The organism is Gammaproteobacteria bacterium (assembly GCA_013151035.1).
In the GTDB taxonomy this organism is placed as follows: domain Bacteria; phylum Pseudomonadota; class Gammaproteobacteria; order JAADJB01; family JAADJB01; genus JAADJB01.
Genome location: JAADJB010000015.1, coordinates 62,370 through 81,015 on the forward strand (window position 1 = coordinate 62,370; position 18,646 = coordinate 81,015).

Annotated in this window: 17 protein-coding genes and 1 riboswitch; of the genes, 7 read left to right on the forward strand and 10 right to left on the reverse strand. The window is 46.2% G+C overall.

What is annotated here, in order from left to right:
* The first annotated feature begins 137 nt into the window (after window positions 1–137).
* Window positions 138–386: a DUF2892 domain-containing protein gene (locus tag GXP22_03585; GenBank protein NOX08562.1), complete on the forward strand. Its 249-nt coding sequence runs from the start codon at window positions 138–140 to the stop codon at window positions 384–386.
* 12 nt (window positions 387–398) lie between these two features.
* A complete protein-coding gene (locus tag GXP22_03590; GenBank protein ID NOX08563.1) occupies window positions 399–2,261 on the forward strand; it encodes an EAL domain-containing protein in 1,863 nt (620 codons plus the stop codon).
* 32 nt (window positions 2,262–2,293) lie between these two features.
* On the opposite strand, the gene GXP22_03595 is transcribed toward GXP22_03590, so the two are convergent.
* Entirely contained in the window at window positions 2,294–3,733 is a 1,440-nt protein-coding gene (locus tag GXP22_03595) for a sodium:proton antiporter (GenBank protein NOX08564.1), read from the reverse strand.
* On the reverse strand, window positions 3,730–4,065 hold the full coding sequence (locus GXP22_03600) for a cyclic nucleotide-binding domain-containing protein (protein NOX08565.1): 336 nt from the start codon (window positions 4,063–4,065) through the stop codon (window positions 3,730–3,732). Before GXP22_03600 ends, GXP22_03595 begins: the two co-directional genes overlap by 4 nt.
* A gap of 96 nt (window positions 4,066–4,161) precedes the next feature.
* Window positions 4,162–4,244, forward strand: a riboswitch (cyclic di-GMP riboswitch).
* A 180-nt stretch (window positions 4,245–4,424) separates the two neighbouring features.
* On the opposite strand from GXP22_03600, the gene GXP22_03605 reads away from it, so the two are divergent.
* Entirely contained in the window at window positions 4,425–5,345 is a 921-nt protein-coding gene (locus GXP22_03605; protein NOX08566.1) for a diguanylate cyclase, read from the forward strand.
* On the opposite strand, the gene GXP22_03610 is transcribed toward GXP22_03605, so the two are convergent.
* Window positions 5,337–6,131, reverse strand: coding sequence for a ferritin-like domain-containing protein (locus GXP22_03610; protein ID NOX08567.1), 795 nt, complete (start codon window positions 6,129–6,131; stop codon window positions 5,337–5,339). The genes GXP22_03605 and GXP22_03610 overlap by 9 nt on opposite strands.
* A 31-nt stretch (window positions 6,132–6,162) precedes the next feature.
* Here GXP22_03610 and GXP22_03615 point away from each other — a divergent pair, with 31 nt between their 5' ends.
* Window positions 6,163–6,807, forward strand: coding sequence for a DsbA family protein (locus GXP22_03615; GenBank protein ID NOX08568.1), 645 nt, complete (start codon window positions 6,163–6,165; stop codon window positions 6,805–6,807).
* Here GXP22_03615 and GXP22_03620 read toward each other — a convergent pair.
* From GXP22_03620 to GXP22_03650, 7 genes are all read right to left on the reverse strand, one after another.
* Window positions 6,755–9,229, reverse strand: a complete 2,475-nt coding sequence (locus GXP22_03620) for a HAMP domain-containing protein (protein ID NOX08569.1) — start codon at window positions 9,227–9,229, stop codon at window positions 6,755–6,757. The two genes, GXP22_03615 and GXP22_03620, sit on opposite strands and share 53 nt — an antisense overlap.
* 184 nt (window positions 9,230–9,413) lie before the next feature.
* Window positions 9,414–10,229 (reverse strand): hypothetical protein, encoded by an 816-nt coding sequence (locus GXP22_03625; protein ID NOX08570.1) that lies wholly within the window; start codon window positions 10,227–10,229, stop codon window positions 9,414–9,416.
* Window positions 10,229–11,584, reverse strand: a complete 1,356-nt coding sequence (locus GXP22_03630) for a hydroxylamine oxidoreductase (GenBank protein NOX08571.1) — start codon at window positions 11,582–11,584, stop codon at window positions 10,229–10,231. The genes GXP22_03625 and GXP22_03630 overlap by 1 nt, the downstream gene beginning before the upstream one ends.
* Window positions 11,584–11,793, reverse strand: coding sequence for a hypothetical protein (locus GXP22_03635; protein NOX08572.1), 210 nt, complete (start codon window positions 11,791–11,793; stop codon window positions 11,584–11,586). The genes GXP22_03630 and GXP22_03635 overlap by 1 nt, the downstream gene beginning before the upstream one ends.
* 213 nt (window positions 11,794–12,006) lie before the next feature.
* A complete protein-coding gene (locus GXP22_03640) occupies window positions 12,007–14,373 on the reverse strand; it encodes an FAD-dependent oxidoreductase (GenBank protein NOX08573.1) in 2,367 nt (788 codons plus the stop codon).
* Between the two features lie 14 nt (window positions 14,374–14,387).
* The gene (locus GXP22_03645) at window positions 14,388–15,353 is read right to left on the reverse strand and encodes a sulfurtransferase (protein NOX08574.1); all 966 of its coding nucleotides are present in this window, start codon (window positions 15,351–15,353) and stop codon (window positions 14,388–14,390) included.
* Entirely contained in the window at window positions 15,350–16,219 is an 870-nt protein-coding gene (locus tag GXP22_03650; protein NOX08575.1) for a sterol desaturase family protein, read from the reverse strand. Before GXP22_03650 ends, GXP22_03645 begins: the two co-directional genes overlap by 4 nt.
* Before the next feature lie 119 nt (window positions 16,220–16,338).
* Here GXP22_03650 and GXP22_03655 point away from each other — a divergent pair, with 119 nt between their 5' ends.
* The 3 genes from GXP22_03655 to GXP22_03665 all read left to right on the forward strand — a co-directional run bounded on the left by GXP22_03655 (window position 16,339) and on the right by GXP22_03665 (window position 18,595).
* Window positions 16,339–16,998, forward strand: coding sequence for a metalloregulator ArsR/SmtB family transcription factor (locus tag GXP22_03655; GenBank protein NOX08576.1), 660 nt, complete (start codon window positions 16,339–16,341; stop codon window positions 16,996–16,998).
* Window positions 16,999–17,096: 98 nt separating this feature from the next.
* Entirely contained in the window at window positions 17,097–17,702 is a 606-nt protein-coding gene (locus tag GXP22_03660) for a DUF4202 domain-containing protein (protein ID NOX08577.1), read from the forward strand.
* An 80-nt stretch (window positions 17,703–17,782) separates the two neighbouring features.
* Window positions 17,783–18,595: a transporter gene (locus tag GXP22_03665; GenBank protein ID NOX08578.1), complete on the forward strand. Its 813-nt coding sequence runs from the start codon at window positions 17,783–17,785 to the stop codon at window positions 18,593–18,595.
* The last annotated feature ends 51 nt before the right edge of the window (window positions 18,596–18,646 follow it).

An 18,646-nucleotide genomic window follows, 5' to 3' on the forward strand; every position in this document is an offset into this window, starting at 1 on the left:
GATAACGATATAATAACATCATATAATCACATTCTATTGCAGGGCTTTAATTATCTAAATAAAAAGGGTATGCTGACGCTAACCCTATCAAGGAATTGCATTTAACCTCATCATCAACAGCAAACAGCGAGACCAATATGATTAAAGATCTTTTTAAAAAAAATGTTGGACGTATTGATCGGCTTTTTCGTGTCATCGGTGGTAGTGCGATGATATATTTCGGTTTTTTCGGAAACAGTGCCGTCACCAGTGGTCTATCCGGCACTCTGTTAGGCCTATTTGGGATTGGCATATTTCTATCTGCGGTTTTTCAAAACTGCCCACTATACGTAGTTGCCGGTATCAACACCTGCGAAAAACAAAACAATAATAAAAACGACATTTAAAAGGTATTAGCCATGAGCTTACGCAACAAGCTCCTGACCTACTTCATATCGATTATCGCCATTGTCATCCTGCTGTTTGGATGGAAGGCCTATTATATTGCCGTTGATTCAACGTCAAAAACCGAGGCCGCCTTTTTACAGGATACCACCCGCTTTGAGGCCAATATTCTGGCGCAGGAATACAAGAGAACATTATCAACACCAACGTTACAACCTAATAGCAATGATCAACTTAAGGAGATACAGCACATCCGTTTCCTGATTGACCAACATAACAATATCCTGGATACCAATACCGCTATTACCAACCCTGTTTTTGTATCTTTATTAAAGGACTTCAGGGCAAGTAAAAAAGACAATAACCACTTGCATACAGAGGACAAACACATACTATGGGTCGCGGAATCAATCCCCGGCACCCCGTATCGACTGGTACATAGCCTACGCAGCCAACATGGTCTTACCGATTTTTTTGATGAATTACTCAATAGCCTGGTTGTAACCGCTCTCATTATCCTCTGGATCAGCACCTGGGTAGCCCTGATTATATCATCTACCATTGCCCGTAAAATCAAGCAACAGACAGAGGCACTCGAATACCAGGCAAAACATGATAACCTGACCGACTTACCTAACCGCACCATGCTGTACGAAGATCTAAACAAGAGTATTCTTGCTGCTCAAAAAGATAGCCAGTCCATTACTGTCATGATCATGGATCTTGATATGTTTAAGGAAGTTAATGATACGTTAGGGCACTCAGTTGGAGACAAATTACTACTAGCCGTCGTCGATCGACTGCAAACCATGGCTCATGAAAATAAAATCATTGCCCGCCTCGGCGGGGATGAATTCGCTATCATTATTCCTGATTCAGGGCTTGATAAATCAACCGCTCTTGCGGAAGAATTAACCCAGAAACTAGAGGCGACCTTTAGCATTGATGATCTGAAACTGGATATTGATGCCAGCATTGGTATTGCCCTGTATCCAGAACATGGAAGCGATGCAGACACCCTGATTAAATGTGCTGATATCGCAATGTACAAGGCCAAACAAGATAACTCCGAAGTTTTTATCTATTCACCAGAATCTGATCAATATACCATTCGCCGCCTGACCATTATGGGTGACCTAAGGAGTGCTATCGAAGAGAATCAACTCACCTTATATTACCAGCCCAAGGTCGATCTGAAAACATCCACCGTACATGATGTTGAAGCACTACTAAGATGGAATCATCCAAAATACGGATTCATCCCTCCCGATGAGTTCGTTGCCCTTGCCGAACGTAGTGGATTAATACGACCACTCACATTATGGGTACTCAACAAGGCGATACAACAGTGTCATCTATGGAAAAAGGATGACATAAACCTCACTATTGCTGTCAATTTATCTGTACGTAACCTGCAAGAATCCACGCTTCCAGATCAAATCGCCGAACTACTGGATAGCTGGGAAGTACCCAACTCTTCATTGATGCTGGAGATCACAGAAAGCGCATTCATGCACAATCCGGAACAGGCAAAAGAGATTCTAACGCGCCTGAACGACATGGGGATACATTGCTCTATTGATGACTTTGGTACAGGCTACTCATCATTATCAATGCTGGGGCAACTCCCTGTCAGTGAGATAAAGATTGATCGATCCTTTGTTATGGATATGATGGAAAATGAGAAACACGCCGTGATTGTACGATCCACCATCGACCTGACTCATAGCCTGGGTCGTGAGGTGACAGCTGAAGGTGTCGAGAGTCAGGAAGCATTTGATTTATTAAAATCGTTGGGATGCGAGAAGGCTCAAGGCTATCACATGTCCCGTCCCCTACCTGCCGAAGAGTTGGTCCAGTGGTTGGCTGAGTATTAGATATTGGGTGCGTAATACGCACCCTACCCAGTTTACATTAGTTCTGCATTAACCAGCAGATGCACCCAGATACTAGCAGCATAACCCAAGGCAATCGCCCAGGTCCATTTAAGATGGGCAAAAAAGGTATAGACCCCTCGCGCCTGACCCATCAAGGCAACACCCGCTGCTGAACCAATTGATAACAAGGAACCACCCACACCCGCAGTTAACGTCACCAATAACCACTGACCTAATGACATATCGGGCTGCATCGTCAACACGGCAAACATCACGGGTATATTATCAATAATAGCCGACAAGACCCCAACGGCAATATTCGCCCAGGTCGCACCATAGCCGACATAAAATGTTTCAGAAAGTAATGCCAGATAACCCAGTGTACCCAAACCACCCACACTCAGGATAACACCATAAAAGAACATCAAGGTATCCCACTCAGCCCGCTTCATACTCCTGAAAATATCAAATGCCTTGTGTTCAATAATATCAGCACTCCCATCTTCAGGACCACTGATTTCAACACTCAAACGTGAAATCTCATCTCGACGAATAAAATAACCATAGATCTTAAGCAGTCCCATACCCGTCATCATACCGAGAACCGGTGGCAGGTGCAGGAAGGTATGCAGCACCACAGCCAGGGCAATCGTCAGCAAGAATAAAAACACCACATTATAACCACCCGGCTTGACCTCAACTTCTTCATTGAGTTGTTGAGGTTGACCATTCGGAAGGACAAAAGACATAATCGCTGCTGGCACCAACCAATTAACCAGGGAGGGTGTAAACAGAACAAAAAACTGACTAAAGCTAACCATACCCTTTTGCCAGACCATCAGGGTCGTGATATCACCAAAGGGACTAAAGGCACCACCTGCATTTGCAGCAACAACAATATTGATACATGCCAAGGTGATAAAGCCCGTATTACCAATACCCACGGAAATAACTACCGCCGCCATAACCAATGCTGTCGTCAGGTTATCGGCTACTGGAGAGATAACAAAGGCCAGCCCTCCGGTAATCCAGAATATCTGACGCAATGAATACCCGGAACCCACCAGACGGGAACGTAATTTTTCGAAGACATTACGTTCTTCCATAGTATTAATGTAGGTCATGGCTGCAAGCAAGAACAATAATAGTTCGGCATATTCCAGTAGATTGTGACGGATAGCGGCTCCCGGCGTTACGGTATCGCCGATATTAGCAAAAGCGATGGCCACCAGTATCCAGATTAATCCAGCCACTAGAATAACCGGCTTGGATTTACGCATATGCAGGAACTCTTCTGCAATCACAAAACAATAGGCCACAACAAACAGGATAACCGCACTAATACCCAACCAGGTATTGGTCAAATCAACATCACTGTTGGATCCAGCCACCTCGACACTCGCCATACCGGATAAAGGCCAGACCAATAAAACCAGAAGACTGGCAAATAACAAATTAAACGATTTCATCATAAGGTGCTATCCTCCAGCATAATCACGGTCTCTGAACGCGCATTACCGGAGATCAATGCCTCGCAACCAAAGGCATCACCTTCACCCAATTCAGCAATCTTGTGCATCTCATCATCATAGATGCCACGTTGCAGAACCTCAGCTGAACCCTGGGTAATAATATAATATGAATTACCGGTATCTTCCATCATGTGGACAATTTCACCCTCACGCATCTCGATAAAACGTACAACATTAACAACTTCTAACGTGCATTCATTCGACAGCAAAGTAAATGGCATATAGTTAGAGGTCAGATTATCAAGAATCTTTTCCATCTTCACACTGATCATAAAAACGTCCTATCCGTTACAAGAGTAAGCTTAATGGGCAAAAGTGTGACACAGATCACGAAATTTGACAAACCACATAATTCATGAGAGAGTTAGGATTGTTAATAGCAAACTTGCTGAAAGGCAGGGGCGCAAAGCCACCGGTCTAAGGAGAGGTCTATGATAGCGGGGTTGCCATCGGCACAACTTTTTTATGTTCGCTCAATTATTGTTGCTACGCATTACCGGAAAACCTGTAAAAGAAAATGTAATCTTTGATTACATTCCGTAAAGCGAGTTACACAATGATTCATTCATTACGCATGCGATATTGTTTAATAACAATAATACTCCTGGGTATTGTATGCATACCTATCGCTATGTCTGCATATTATGCGATCCATCAAACTGATAATACATTTCAGAATCTGCTGGACACCTATAAACCCGCGGCACTTGCAATCCCCAACCAGGATTCTACCACCCTCATCAACATCGATAATACGCAACTGAAATTTCAAAAAATCCATGAACGTATGATGTTTGAAATCGGCTTTATCTTACTCGCTGGATTCATTCTCACATTAACCATCAGCATCCTGTTCATCAACTCCGTTCTACGTCCAATCCAATCGCTCACTCAATGCGCCAAAAAATACGGTGAGGGTGAGTTCCACCAGCGCATACCTCATCCAGGCAAGGATGAATTAGGCATATTGGAAAGCACCTTTAACCAAATGGCAGAACAACTGGATCAAAGCCATCAACAAATCAGGGAAATGAGCATACGAGACTACCTGACAGGGTTATTTAATCGTAGAGAATTCATGCGCCTGCTAACACTTGAAATGGATCGTTCTGTACGTCACCAACATCTGTTTGCCCTTATTATTTTTGATCTTGATCACTTCAAGGAGATCAATGATCGATTTGGACACCCGGCAGGTGATAAGGTACTCACCACCATTAGCAAGATTATTGGGTCAGAACTACGACCTCACGATGTCATCTGCCGTTATGGTGGCGAAGAGTTCTCCATCCTGTTACCCATAACATCCTGTAATGAGGCTATGAATACAGCCGAACGATTACGCAAGAATATTCAACATTCTAAAATACCCTTGCATAACAACGAAACATTCTCATTTACAGCCAGTTTTGGCGTCGCCTGCTACCCTAATAATGGCGAACAAATAGAGGACATCATTCAGGCAGCCGACAAGGCACTTTATCATGCCAAACATAAAGGCAGAAACAGTGTCGTGTTAGCGGAAAACGATCAAAATATGGAATTATTTTAACGCCTGTAGCTCATCCTTGCTAAACCCAGCCTGTAGACGCGCAGATTCATTGAGTTCAATCTTGAAACCTCGATCAGGCAGATATTCATCAAGAATCTGACGATAACTTGCTTCCATCACCAGACCACGCTGATTACATAAATAACCAAACCAGCGACTGCCAATAGCCACATGACCAATCTCATCACGCAGGATAATCTGTAACACATCAATGGATGCCTGATCGCCTGTATTTTCCAGCTTACGAATAATACCCGGCGTTACATCCAGCCCCCTCGCTTCCAGAAAACGCGGCACCAGTGCCATGCGAACTAAAATATCATGCGCAGTCTTTGTTGCCATATCCCACAGACCATTATGCGCATCAAAATCACCATACTGATACCCGGTATCTTGTAGACGTTGATGCACCAGACCAAAATGATACGCCTCCTCAAAAGCCACCTGCACCCAATCATCATAGAATTCACGCGGCATCTCCCGAAAACGATAGACCGCATCCCATGCCAGATCAATGGCATTGAACTCAATATGAGCAATCGCATGTAACAAGGCAGCACGGCCTTCAACACTACCCAGTTTCCGTTTAGGCACTGCACCGGCAGACACCAGGGTTGGCTTTACTGGTCGCCCCGGTTGATGAATAGCTTCAACCGGCATATTAGTTTGCAAGGATAAATCACCCCGTTGCCAGGCCGCAGCCATTATTTGGGTTTGGTTAACCTTGTCGTCAACGCTCTCTGCTCGTAGACAATCGTAAGCGGCACTAAATAAGTCTTTTTTCATCATTTACTGAAAATAACATATAATTAAAATTATGCCTAATACACCTATACTCTGGTACTTCGCCGACCCCATGTGTTCATGGTGTTGGGGTTTCTCACCCATCATAACAAAAATTCGACAGAGTTATGCCAACAAGGCTCGCATGGCAATAGTCATGGGTGGGCTGCGCCCCAGTACCACAGAAGAAGTCAATGATATATTTCGTCAGGAGATCATGCATCACTGGCATGATGTTGAAGATAAAACCGGTGCTGCATTCCAATACAGCAATGCCCTGCCAGAAGGCTTTATTTACGATACCGAACCAGCATGTAGAGCCGTCATTAGCATAGGAACACTAGCAGCCGAAAAGGCCTTTCCATTCTTCACCCTGATTCAGCAATCCTTCTACCAATATGGAATTGATGTTAGCCAGGAAGACAATCTGGCATCACTCGCCCACGAATGCGGAATTAAACCAGAGATATTCCTGGAGACCTTTCGTAGCGAACAACTTATCAAGGCAACAAAGCAACACTTCGAGCAGACACAAAGTTTTGAAGTCAGAGGATTCCCAACCCTTATCCTACAAAAAGACAAGCAATACCATAGCCTGTGTCGAGGCTATAAGGGCTATGAAGCACTTAGCCGTGAACTGGATGAGTTGATAAACTATCCTCTTCATCCCCCGTCTTGAAAAAATCAATCAGGCTAGTCAAACGCTGCCCCTGCTCATCCAGTGACTGACTGGCAGCCGCAGCCTCTTCCACCAGCGCTGCATTCTGTTGAGTAACATCATCCATCTGCATAATGGCAGCATTCACCTGTTCGATACCAAGGGATTGTTCCTTACTGGCAGCAGCAATCTCGGCAATAATATCACTGACCTTCTTAACAGCAGTAACAATCTTACCCAGTGATTCACCGGATTGATCAACCAGCTCACTACCTTCTTTAACCTTATCCACACTGTCTCCAATCAACACCTTGATTTCCTTGGCGGCTTCCGCACTACGTTGTGCCAGATTACGAACCTCACCGGCAACTACAGCAAAACCTCGACCCTGCTCTCCTGCACGGGCTGCTTCAACGGCCGCATTCAGTGCTAATAAGTTGGTCTGGAAGGCAATCTCATCAATGACACTAATAATGTCGGCAATCTTCTTACTACTGGTGTTGATTTCCAACATGGCAGAGACCGCCTTACCGACTACGCTACCACCTTGTTCAGCTTCTTCTCGCCCAACAACAGCCAGTTGATTCGCCTGATGGGCATTATCTGCGCTCTGTTTCACAACCGCTGTCATCTCTTCCATACTGGAAGCGGTTTCTTCCAGAGAAGAGGCCTGTTCCTCTGTACGTTGACTCAGATCCATATTACCTCTGGCAATTTCACTGGCACCCGTTGAAATTTGCTGAACCGCCTGTCGAACCTCAGTCACAACACGTCGCTGATTGACCAATGAGTTATTAATTGAGTCTTTGAGCAAGGCAAGTTGACCAGGATAATCACCTCGCACCTGTTGATTAAGGTCACCTTCTGCCATTGCTGTCATGATCTGACTGGTCTCATCAATCACAGCCTCCATTAATTCCATAGCACTATCAACATTCTGACGAATGTCTCCGGCAACACTCTCATCCATCCGGTGTTTAAAATTGCCACTAACGATAGCCTGCATAACACCTGACAGGGCTTCAATCATACGTTCCAGACTATCGACAGCGGCATTAACATTATCCTTAAAGCCAGCAAATTCCCCATGGAAGTCGCCCTCAACGCGCTGGACAAAATCGCCATTAGCCACGGCACTCATCACGCTATTAACCTCGCCTAATGCAGTCTGCACGGAATTCATACTGGTATTCACACCCGACTTAAGTTTATCGAGATCACCCTTAAGTCCCATTTCAATCCGTTGTCCAAAATCACCATTAGCCGCCGCCGTCATAACCTGACCAACACCATCAATAGCCTGTTGCAGGACATCCATATGTTGATTAAGTGCCCCTGCCATAATACCAATCTCATCCTTACCAGTAGCGGGGATACGCACCCCGAAGTCGCCTTTCTCTCCCACTATCGACAAGGCATTAACAATACCAGCAACACCTTCGCTTAAGCGTTTACTAACAAAAAAGGCAAGCAGTGTAGCTGCCAATACAATCACCAGGGTAAACACACTATAGATTACAAATGCCCTTATTGCCGTATTTACGACTTGATCAGCCTCATCAACCAGATCACTAGCAGCTTTACCAGCCACCGCCTTAATTAATTTAATACGGCTTGTGCTTTGTTTGAACCAGTCACCCGCATCAACCCCCGCAACACGCCCTGATGCCGCAAGGGCACGCAGTGCCATAACCCTGTCAATCGCTTCACCCGATAGTTTAGTCGTATAAAATTGGCTCAGTGATTCACTAGCCGACAGATGGAAATCCCTGAAAAATGCATTCTGATCACTAATATAAGAAATAATAGCGTTGGCTTTCGTTGAGTTTACCCGCCCGGATATAAAGACACCATTCAATGCCCCACGCTCCTGACCTGCACGTTCCTTCATCCAAAGTAAATCAGCATAAGCGCGAGCCTGACGTGCAATACTGGCCTGGTTGATACCAGCCCCCAATTTCTGCACCAGTTCCAGCGTTTGTGCATTCAAGCCTGAATAATAGGCAAAGGCTCCATTATCCTGATCCATACGATCAACAGCAGTACGAATAACGCTACGGTTTTTCACCAGACCCAAAATACTATCTATCTCTGTCTGTATGACTGAGATATCAACATGCGTCACACTGCTCTTCAACCATGATTGCAATGCCATAGCCGCAGTATCAGCCTTGACCCGCTGTTCATGTAATTCTGATGCAAGATGCTTGCCTTTACTCGCCAGAAAACCTGCCGACAGACCACGTTCCACAGCAAAATTATGTGCCACAGAATCCAGGTGTTGTGACAATAACACAGCCTCTTGCACCGCCTGTGCCTCACTGAATTGCTGCCACTTATTATTGATCTCACCAATAGAAAAAAACAATAAACCCAGTAACGGGATGCTCAACATAAGCAATAGCTTATGGCTAATTTTTAGGTTATTAAGTCGCTCAATCATAATAGATTACTCCATCCGTCAGATCGAAAAATTAAAATATCAAGACGATTTATCTATCGTCAAAGGATATAAAATATTAAGCGTTTTTTAATAAAAAAGACAACAAAAACAATGTATTAGTCGACAATTACGCACAATACGCACAATCCGAAACAGAATATAACGCTTTAGCTTGTGAACCCAATCAGGGTAGTTTTTTCACCCGCTCCAACCCACTAATAAACCCCTTTATCCGTAACAGATCTCCATCCAGAGCAGGATGCCCGTGCCACCACTGATAATCAGGTGACTGATGGGCAACGCCGAGATAGACATTCCTGAGATGCACAGATTTCATCTTTTTATATTGCATCTCAGCCGCCTCCAACTTCTCTGCACTATATTGCTCCCGAGCTTGTAACAACAACGCCTGCGCCTCCCTGACCTTCATCCGTGCCAGCGCCAACATCTTCTCCCCATTTTCAAACAGACGAGTGATGTAACGTGGGGCGTGACAATCCTGGCATACCCTGCGCATAGTATCCTGCACCAACTCTATTTCAGCCTTGTTTTCTCGCAACAGACCCACATCACGTACAGCAACATTATGCCCACCTCCCTGCATGTGACAATAGGCGCAACCCGGAGTACGATAATTCGCCTGCGACAAGGGTTGTGTCCAGTCCCACTCTTTTTTTTCAAGCCGCAATATCAAACCATGCTTGGAGGTTGAATAACTATGAACCACGGGGTCCTTTTGACCGCCATGACAGTCGATACAGACGGCATCCTGACGTGCTCTCATAGCGGCATTCTCATGTGAAGCACCGTGACAGACCACACAATCAGCACTCACCTCAACACGCGCATGAGCACTGGACTGCCATGCCCTAACCAAAGAGAGATTCCGTTGTTGATGACAATCAATACAGGCTGCATTATCAAAAGAACCTTGCGGGGCAGTACCCGCAAGACTCACGCTAGAGCCAACAACCAATAACATCCACACTAAAAGGTGCATCAGTTATGTCCCCGATTATGATCAGTATATTCACCCTGCTTCCAGATGGAATCATCTTTCCGTTTAATCCCCACCTTCTTTTCTGCATCAGCCAAGGCACGCAAGACATCAGCATTACGACGGATGTTCACCAGTGCTGCATCCATCCCCGCATGACCCTTACGGACAAACCCTGGGTCACCATGCGCAGAACCTTTATAGGCAGCAAGATTATCGAAGTACCACATCTCGAAATAATCACGTTCAATCGGTGAGACATTATAAAAGGCCGATGCCTGCCCCTCAAAAAAACCAATTCGCTCCCATTGCATCAAGGCGTCTTCCGAATCACCTGGGTAGGGTGGACGTTGCCTTGCCAGCGGGTATAACTGTTTTTCATCACGCAAGCCTTTCAATATATCCTCTGCTGCATAGAGTTTTTTCCAGGCACGTTTTCTTTCTGCATCCATTCCAGACAGTTGCTGTCTGGCCCAATCAGATTCATGACAGTCACTACAAAGTTTCACCCACTTATCCCGTTTCACTTCATTGCCGGAGGTTAATGGATTGACCTGCTTGATACCAAACTTCCAGATCGATTTATCCGTCACCTGATGCTTGCCCTCATCCATATGACAGTAGGCACAGGTAGGAGCAGGATAATTACCTTTCTTTAGCGGTTTTGACCAATCCCAGGTATCACCCTCCTTAAGATAGATCTGACCATGCGCCGAATTAAAATAGGTCTCATCATCCGGATGAGGCGGGCCACTGTGACAGGTAATACAAGCCTCAGGGCGACGTGCCTCAGCCGCGTTAAAACGATGACGTGAATGACAGGAATCACATTTGGTTGCCACTGAATGACATTGCAGACAGGCTGTCACCTCAGCCTTGGGCTTGTCGACAAAGTGTTTAGCATCCAGCGCCCGCTCCATCGCCAGCGCGTGACCGGGAAAACCGTAACGCCGTTCATCGTTAAAATCAGTATGTTGTGTCACATGACAATCACCACAGACCTTAGGTGTAGGCAAATGCAGATTTTGATGATCATTACCGTGACAATCAGAACAATAAACCGTTGTCTGCGCCTGTGAATGACGACTCTTGCGCCAATCCTTAACAATGCCGGGGGTTACTGCCTGATGACAGCTAACGCATTCCTCACCCTTAAATATCCCCGTCACACTCTCTACCGATTGATAAAAACGATCCGGGTTCCAATAAGAAAAAACCGCATCCGGCAGCCATTGATGTGAGTACAGTCCTGCACCACTACCACTCTTACTCCAGTTAACATAATAAAAACCAAACGGCACTACAATCAGGATGATAATTATCGGTATCCAGACGTAGCGGACTCTTTTTGTCTTCATTATCGACCCTTCCACCAACGTATCAGACCCAACAACAGGAAAACAAAGACCGCTGCCCACAGCAGCCAGACCGCGCCACCTTCAGCCCCCTGCTGTGTATCTGCAATCACCTGTGCAGAACCCGCTTCCAACATCAAGTGATCCTGGGTATGGTGCGCCCATGCTGATGAAGAGAACAGAGCCATTATTACGATTAATTGTTTCATCATTACCGTCCCGTTAACTCAAGAGATAGGCATTGCTCTTCTCTAACAGAGACCGTCAGCCGCATGGACGCGGCTGTCGAGCCTACATGGATGTATTCACGGCGTGTCTTTGTTAGAGAAGAGTGATTCATATCTCGAACTTACCAGACATATTTTTTTCAGTTAAAACCCTATCATTACAGAAGCCAAAAAAAACCTTAACAAGATAGTAATATTTCATTGAGTCCAACCAACAGCCTTTTTAATCTGCTGCATAGACTGGAAACTCTTGATAATACCCTCAGCTGCACGTCGTCCATCCACAACCGCCGTCACAATCAGATCAGGGCCACGGGTATTATCACCGCCTGCATAAACCTTTATATTCGATGTCTGCCCCTGATCATCAATACGGATAAGACCCCGCTCATCAATATCAACCCCCAATGTTGCTAACCATGCGGGGGGCTGCGCTATCTGACCAATCGCAATAATCAAGGCATCACAAGCCATGATCATGGGTGCTAAATCATCATCGGCCTGTTTAAGCTGCACCGCACTCACCTGACCATCACCCCTCACTACAAGCGGTGAACACTCAAACATAAACTGCACACCTTCTTCCCGTGCCGCCTGTTGTTCCTTTGCTGAGGCACGCATGGCCTGCTCTGTGCCCCGATAAACCAGGATCACCCTGTCTGCACCCTGACGTATAGCCGAACGCGCACAGTCCATAGCACTATCACCACCCCCCAGTACCAGCACACGTTTACCTGACATTCTGTCACCACCCTGCTCTTTATTTACAGCAGCGAGATAATCCAATGCCGTGTAAACACCATCAAGATGACATCCAGGGATATCCAGTATGCGTGAACGTTGCGCACCCAGGCCCAGAAAAACAGCATCATAACGCCCTGTTAATTCCTGCATAAGTTGTCCATCAACCTCAACACCCAGATGAAAATTTATCCCATGATCTTGCAGCAAGTTCTGGCGCCGCATAAGAATCGATTTTTCCAACTTGAAGGGGGGTATCGCAGTCGCCATTAAACCACCGGCTATCTTTTCACGATCAAAGATACTCACCTCAAAACCCGCCTTGTTCAACTGATCAGCACAAGCCAGGCCAGCCGGGCCCGCACCAATAACCGCAATACGTTTACCATTGTTTTTATCGGGCTTCACCGGTTGCCAACCCTGGCGCAATGCCTCATCAGTAATAAAGCGTTCTGCCAGCCCAATGGTTACCGCACCATCCTCTTCCTTAGCCTTGGTACAACTCCCTTCGCAGAGACGATGCTGAGGGCAGAGACGACCACAGATCTCCGGTAGATTACTAGTGCTGTGCGAGATAGTTGCTGCCCCTTTGATATCACCCGCAGCCACCGCCTCCAGCCACTCCGGGATATGGTTGGATAGAGGGCAGGCATTACTACATCCCGGCACACCACAATCCAGACAACGAGCTGCCTGTTGCTGAATCTTCGCAAAGGCCGGTGGCACACTGCTTTCTTTCCAGTCCTGACGGCGTTCAGTGACTACCCGCTCAACACTTCCCTCACGCCAGGTTCTGCCCACCTTTTTACGCTTTAATAAATAGCTGGCATTCTGTTTCAGCGCAGGTCGGAATAGATTGCGTACATCCCGAATCTCCAGTGCATCGGTTGGACAAGACACCACACAACGGGCACAACCCATACAATCTTCCAGTGCAGTGACACGTCCTGCCTCCTTACCCTGTCGCCATACCGGGATTCCCATATCACAAACCTGTTCACAACGCTGACAATCAATACATTTTTCGACATCCATCTCGATACCATAAAAACCGGCATGATTCAGCAGACCAAAGGTCGCGCCATAAGGACAGAGATAACGGCAATAAAAACGGTTGCCAACAATAGGGGCAATAAAAAAGCTACCAAAATAGGTCATTGCTACGACAAGATAAAAACCACCCACAAAACTCACCGTCCATGAATTAGGGGGAAACTGAGTAACTACCATCACACCCACATAGTAAATAAAAAACACCCATTTGCTGTGCCTTAACATCCAGGCCCAATCAGAACGCAGGGTTCGATCCCTAAAGGCAAACCCCACGGTCTCACGCACACCCACACAGGGACAGTTAAAACCACAGATAATACGTCGACCAAATAGAAATACCGCCGCTAGAATCAGGAAGAAGGTAATGGTTCCTGGCACATGCAGGGAAGGGAATACCGGCTGTCCCCAGAGAAAACCAGCGTAAGGCTCATACATCGGATACAGCCACGGGATCATCCACCAGAACACCGTTACCATAAAGACAAGAATCATTAACCGCTTGCGGGTATAGGCATTCTTCTCTGCGATAATACGCCAGATCCCGAAACTCAAGATAATAAGATATTCGGTATAACGATTAAGCCAGACAGGATTATCAAACCAGAATAACCAGGTCTCATTCAGCCAGCCAACAAAGGCCAGGGTAAATGCCGCCATGCTCAAAAACTGAATCCACAGACTATAACGTACGGGCATCAAATCCTGTTGTGTCGCATTAACACGACGTGGATTATGCGTTACCGTTTTTTCAAAAGAGACATCGACATTCATCAGAATAGTCCGTGTTACTCAACCGAAAAACCGTTTTTATTCCAGCCCGTCATCCCCATCTTCGCCACATGCACATCGGCAAAACCATGCTGCGTCAAGATCTTTTCTGCCTGCAAGGATTTACGATCAGTACGGCAAATTGTGACGATGGTCTTTTCCAGATAATCATCCAGCTCATGGATGCGTTGTTCCAGTTCCTCCAGTGGCAACAACATAGAGCCCGCAATATGCCCCTGCTCACCAACATAATCTTCAGCAGTACGCACATCCAGTATCAGCAAGTCCTCACCACTCGCCTGCCTTTTATGCAATTCCGGGATAATCATCATTGGCTTGCTACGTAACTTGCCTATCAGACGCGGCAGAAAACCCACCACAGCCAACAACGCTATCGCCAACATAATTTTCTGTATCGTATCTTCACCACCGGAAATGGCCTCCTTACTGGCATAACCCAGATAGGTATAGGCGATGGCACCGGGTAACATACAAATCCAGCTGGCAAGACTGTATTGGGTAAAACTAATTTTAGTCAGACCCAGGGCATAATTGAGTAGATTAAAAGGAAACAATGGCACCAGACGGGTAAAGGCAACAAAGTGCCAACCCTCACTCTCCACACCATTAACAAGCTGTTTAATCTTGCCACCCGTCTTATTGGCTACCCAGTCAGAGGCTAGATAACGGGATATCAAAAAAGATAACATGGCACCAATGGTGGCACCGGTCAGATTATAAAAGGTGCCCCAGTAAGGGCCAAACAATGCACCACCCAACAGGGTTAGCACCGAACCTGGCAGAAAAAATACGGTGCCCACAATATAGATCAACATAAACAGGAAAGGTCCGGCACTACCCGCTCCCTGCACCCAGGACTCCAGTGCAGCCGTATCAAAATGATGCCGATTCATTACCGCAAAGACAATACCGACTAACAGTAATAACAAGATAAAAAAACGTAATACCTTATTATTCATCATTCATTCCCTTTTGATTCGGCACTATCCCAGCTACGTCGATTAATCACATAACCATGCAGCTTGCCGACAAATGGCAAGGCCAACAAGCCACTAATCCAGACCACTTGTTTATTATCGTGATAATGATGGATGCCAATCTTCATCTGTTCATGACTGGCGCGCGGTTGATCACGATAGGTTCCCATCAGTCTGTCCCACCAGGACAGATTAAAGCCAAAATTACTATTCGCCTCATCATCCTCTACCGAGTGATGCACCCGATGCATATCCGGGGTAACAAAACACATCCGCAGGAGATGATCCAATCCCTTGGGTAAACGGACATTGCCATGATTAAACATCGCCATGGCATTAAGCACGACCTCAAAGATAATGACAGCAACGACAGGCGCACCTAATAAAACAATCGTGGCAAACTTGATGAGCATGGAAAGAATAATCTCGAGCGTATGGAAACGCGCCCCGGTAGTCACATCGTAGTCGGGATCAGCATGATGAACCCGATGCAAACGCCAAAGCACAGGTACAGCATGCACCATCACATGTTGTATGTAGATAATAAAGTCCATGATAATAACAGCGGCGATAACCGTAATGAGAAAGGGAATATCGTAATAATTAAATAGTCCCCAACCCTGTTCAGCTGCAAAGGCAGCAACCCCGACCGCAGCCGCAGGAAATAACAGGCGTATAACGAAGCTATTGAGGAATACCAAACCCAGGTTATTGCTCCAGCGCAACCATCGGGACACACTCTGAACTCGACACGGCGCCAGCACTTCCCATAGCGCCATCACAGCAAATATACCGAAAAAGAAACTCAGGCGAATGCCTATTTCATTATTGAGTATAAAATCCATTGTCATGATCCCTCTAATAAATAAGGTGTCTCTATTTGCATCATCCACAAACAGTGCTAGAATTACTACAAGAGATCATATAATCAATAGATCACTTGAATAATAGAATAGAGGATTTCCAGAATATGTCAAGCGGTCATTTCAAACAAGACCTGTTCACCCAGTTTGCTCGCGTGGGAAAGGCACTCAGTAATGCCAATCGACTGGAGTTAATTGAATTCCTGGCACAAGGTGAACGCAGTGTCGATGAACTTGCCAAGGTATCCAGTCTCAGTGTTGCGAACACCTCTCAACACCTGCAACAACTCCGACAAGCTGGCCTGGTGAGCTCTCGCAAGGAAGGCTTAAAGGTCTTTTACAGCCTGAGCGGGGTTGATGTCATTGGTCTACTAGAGGCGCTACGTGGTGTCGCAGAACGTCATCTTGCCGAAGTTAATCAACTGGTTAATACCTATCTCACGGTCAAGGACAATCTTGAGGCCGTTCCCGCCAAAGAACTACTTAAACGCGTACGCAAAGGTCTCGTCACGGTACTTGATGTGCGCCCAGCCGAAGAATATGCCGCAGGCCATGTGCCTGGTGCCACCAATGTCCCGCTTAATGAACTGGAACAATATCTTGAGACACTTGATCCTGAGCAAGAGGTTGTTGCCTACTGTCGTGGCCCCCACTGTATTCTCGCCTTTGATGCTGTTGCGCGTCTACGAGAAAAAGGCATTAAGGCTCATAGATTAGAAGATGGTTTCCCTGAATGGAAGAGCGCAGGCCTACCCATAGAAACCTGACAAACAGAGATAAAAATATCAACGTCCCCTGCGCTACAATCTTTTGACATAAGCTTATTCCAACGCTCTGCGTAAAAACACATCAACGGAGTCCAATAATGTCCCAGACCTTATACACAAAAACCATCGAATTGATCGATGTCGCTAATAGCGAAGATCCCAATCAGGAAACAGCGGATGGCAAGGAGTGGCCCAAAGAACTACTCTACTCACATCGCATGGCAGAGATGATCGAACGTTATGCCCCCGAGTCGGATGATGTCATGAAGATCGCGGTTCGCGCCCAACATATTCAGCGCTGGAAATCACCCAGGGCAGACTACCCCATGAACCGCCAGGGTTATTTTTCCTGGCGCACCGACCTGTATAAATTTCATGCCCAGACAACAATCGATTTAATGGCACAGACCGGTTACGATGAAGAGAGCATGGAACGTGTCAAAAAGGCCGTCGGCAAATGTGCGCTCAAGGTTAACCCCGATACCCAATTAGTCGAGGATGTTATCGACCTGGTATTTATCGAACATTATATGCAAGCCTTTGTCGACAAGCACCCTGAATATGATGAAGCCAAGTGGATTGATATCGTGCAAAAGACCTGGAAGAAGATGTCTGAACAAGGCCAGCAATATGCCCTGGCAGGCAACATCAAACTTCCTGAGCCGTTAATCCCCCTGATTCAGAAAGCTGTAGCAGGTGCGTAAAATTTACCCATGGTGCGCAGTGCGCACCCTACCCCAGAAACCATCCCGGTAGGGTGCGTACCACGCACCACAAAAAACTCATGAAATGGAAAAACCCTGCTCAATGGCTCTTTGCAATCATTGCACTGACATTCATTACCCCATCAATCATGGCGCATGATCCCATCTTTGGCATCGGGCCCCATGTGCTCTATAAAGGTGGCATTGAAATATCCCCCGAGTTTCATCGCAACAAAAAGGGACCCGCACAAGAGGATGAACTCGGACTGGGACTAACTTACGGTATCACCGGAGACTGGTCAGCAGGAGTTGAGTTACCCTATACATGGGCGGACAATGGCACTAACAGCAACAATGGTACCGGTGACATCCGGCTATTCACCAAATACCGTTTTTGGCGTAATGATCAGCCGGGCATACAGGAGAGTGCCGCTATCTTATTAAAGACCAAAACGAATACGGGCAGCAATACACTTTCTTCTGCCAGTGCTAACACCCTCGGCCTGACCTACGGCTTTGAGGGTCGCAGCTGGTATCGTTGGGCGAGCCTGCGCTACCAGGCGAATAATAAAGACAGCACCGGTCTTAAACATGGCAACAAGATACTGATTGATCTGGTCGCCGGTGTCCGCCCTAATCTCACCGGCTATCTTGAACCCGATACGGTCTGGTTACTTGAGCTCAATGGTGAATATGCTCAACAGACAAGATTAAACGGGACAGCGATTAATAACAGTGGTGGTAACGAATGGTTCCTGTCACCGGGGATCTTCTGGACCCAGCGCAACTTTGCCGTTAAAGCCGCTATACAAGTTCCCATTTCCAGTAATCTGAAGGGTGTTCAGGATAAAACAGACTATAGAGCCAAATTGATTCTGGAATGGCATATGTAACTGCCATCCAGTTAAACTAAAGAGGCAGGAATGACTCCTCTTTAGCAGAGA

Bases quoted from the DNA above. Each gene is read 5' to 3' on its own strand.
- GXP22_03620 (NOX08569.1), bottom strand. From the start codon at position 9,229: ATGATTGAGCGACTTAATAACCTAAAAATTAGCCATAAGCTATTGCTT.
- GXP22_03605 (NOX08566.1), top strand. From the start codon at position 4,425: ATGTCTGCATATTATGCGATCCATCAAACTGATAATACATTTCAGAAT.
- GXP22_03645 (NOX08574.1), bottom strand. From the start codon at position 15,353: ATGATGAATAATAAGGTATTACGTTTTTTTATCTTGTTATTACTGTTA.
- GXP22_03615 (NOX08568.1), top strand. From the start codon at position 6,163: ATGCCTAATACACCTATACTCTGGTACTTCGCCGACCCCATGTGTTCA.
- GXP22_03630 (NOX08571.1), bottom strand. From the start codon at position 11,584: ATGAAGACAAAAAGAGTCCGCTACGTCTGGATACCGATAATTATCATC.
- GXP22_03635 (NOX08572.1), bottom strand. From the start codon at position 11,793: ATGATGAAACAATTAATCGTAATAATGGCTCTGTTCTCTTCATCAGCA.
- GXP22_03590 (NOX08563.1), top strand. From the start codon at position 399: ATGAGCTTACGCAACAAGCTCCTGACCTACTTCATATCGATTATCGCC.
- GXP22_03595 (NOX08564.1), bottom strand. From the start codon at position 3,733: ATGATGAAATCGTTTAATTTGTTATTTGCCAGTCTTCTGGTTTTATTG.
- GXP22_03660 (NOX08577.1), top strand. From the start codon at position 17,097: ATGTCCCAGACCTTATACACAAAAACCATCGAATTGATCGATGTCGCT.
- GXP22_03655 (NOX08576.1), top strand. From the start codon at position 16,339: ATGTCAAGCGGTCATTTCAAACAAGACCTGTTCACCCAGTTTGCTCGC.
- GXP22_03600 (NOX08565.1), bottom strand. From the start codon at position 4,065: ATGATCAGTGTGAAGATGGAAAAGATTCTTGATAATCTGACCTCTAAC.
- GXP22_03610 (NOX08567.1), bottom strand. From the start codon at position 6,131: ATGAAAAAAGACTTATTTAGTGCCGCTTACGATTGTCTACGAGCAGAG.
- GXP22_03625 (NOX08570.1), bottom strand. From the start codon at position 10,229: ATGCACCTTTTAGTGTGGATGTTATTGGTTGTTGGCTCTAGCGTGAGT.
- GXP22_03665 (NOX08578.1), top strand. From the start codon at position 17,783: ATGAAATGGAAAAACCCTGCTCAATGGCTCTTTGCAATCATTGCACTG.
- GXP22_03585 (NOX08562.1), top strand. From the start codon at position 138: ATGATTAAAGATCTTTTTAAAAAAAATGTTGGACGTATTGATCGGCTT.
- GXP22_03650 (NOX08575.1), bottom strand. From the start codon at position 16,219: ATGACAATGGATTTTATACTCAATAATGAAATAGGCATTCGCCTGAGT.
- GXP22_03640 (NOX08573.1), bottom strand. From the start codon at position 14,373: ATGAATGTCGATGTCTCTTTTGAAAAAACGGTAACGCATAATCCACGT.